Origin of the sequence: Enterobacter sp. CGMCC 5087 (genome assembly GCF_003144775.1) — a bacterium.
In the GTDB taxonomy this organism is placed as follows: Bacteria; Pseudomonadota; Gammaproteobacteria; order Enterobacterales; family Enterobacteriaceae; genus Enterobacter; species Enterobacter cloacae_M.
On sequence record NZ_QFXN01000299.1, the window covers coordinates 1 to 1,392 of the forward strand.

A 1,392-nucleotide genomic window follows, 5' to 3' on the forward strand; every position below is an offset into this window, starting at 1 on the left:
CGGGTTATCTTCAATCGGACGCAGCAGTTTGTCGGCAAGCGCCCCCTGTTCAGCCTGAAGCGCCAGCAGCCCTTCCACCAGCGCACGCAGGGTTCTGCCCATATCGAACAACATCTCTGCGGCGCCAGACGCTCCGGCAACCGCAAGGTTCCCCCCCATGCCGGACATCACGGTCTCCAGCGCAGCCTCCATGCCTTCGTCTTGCGTAAGGCCGGTACGTCCCACGCCCGGTAGTTCAATAAATGCCTGGTTCACTGTCTCTTTTCCTCCGGAAAGTTCGCCCGTCTGTTCTGAGAATGCAGGCTGAGGCATACGCCCTGTCACCCACGATGACACGCTGTGGCTATCCTGTTGCAGCGCCCCCAGCGGATCATCCTGTCGGGGAGCCTTCGTTACCGTATGCGTCGTGCCGGCATCGTGCTGAGTGTCCTCAAGCCACGTATCCATATCCCGCGCCGGACGGTTATCCATCAGTTCATCCAGCGCCGGGGAGTGTTGCCCCTGCCCCAGGGACACCCGGATCTGAAAAGGCCCGACGGTCAGTTCATCTCCCGCACTCAGCCTGACGTGCCGGTCTCCACCAACCGGTGACCCCGAACCATTTATGAATGTTTGCCCGCTCTGGTCATGCAGACAAAAATGCCCGTCAATCAGGTCAATGCGCGCATGCCCCGGCAAAACCGAGCCCAGACTTTCCCGAAGCTGCCAGTCATCCTGATCCGATGCGCCAAGCGTCCCGCCTTCCGGCCCGAAATAGTGCTGAACCTGAGAGTCCCCCTCCAGCTGCGCGCTGTTAATAACCAGTAATGAAAGCTGTTGTGTACTGTTGTTCATACCTACTCCTGCACGCATATCGTGACGCGGGCCACCTCAGGCGGCGTCCCCAGAAAACTGCTCCAGCCGAGGCTCGCGCCCTGATGACTGTCGAGACGCATTCCGTTTGCCTGCTGATAGCCAAAACCGAGGCTCAGATCCCATGCCAGCTGGTCGCGCAGAATGAAGGACATAAAGCGCACCAGCGGCTGATGCTGATCGCCATCCGGCAGAAAACGGAGAAAATCATGGAATGAAAGGTTATTGATTTTTAATACGAATTTTCCGGCGCAGTCATTGACCCGCTCACCGGAAATGAAATCGTGCCCGAGGACCACACCGGACAGCCCGAGGCGGTTTTGCTGCTCTTCACAGACCGCCACTTTGCGCATCTGCCAGTCATCCACCTCCACGCTTTCAAGGTCAAAACAGTGCATCACCAGACCAGAGATAACCTCAGGTGAACGGCTGGGACTTGCCAGCATCCCGGCATAAGAGAGCATCTTGGCCCGGTTGACAGGCAGGCTGTCGCGTACGGCTTCATTACCGAGGCCCACCAGCGCAAACATCTGACGGGAG

Annotated in this window: 2 protein-coding genes; both read right to left on the reverse strand. The window is 58.5% G+C overall.

All coding sequences use genetic code 11. The features are described 5' to 3' along the window. A partial coding sequence (gene tagH / locus DEO48_RS24850) for a type VI secretion system-associated FHA domain protein TagH (protein WP_109846579.1) occupies positions 1 to 834 on the reverse strand: 834 nt, incomplete at its 3' end. A gap of 2 nt (positions 835 to 836) precedes the next feature. Next, positions 837 to 1,392: type VI secretion system baseplate subunit TssG (gene tssG / locus DEO48_RS24855; RefSeq protein ID WP_109846580.1), on the reverse strand; the 556-nt coding region annotated here is incomplete at its 5' end.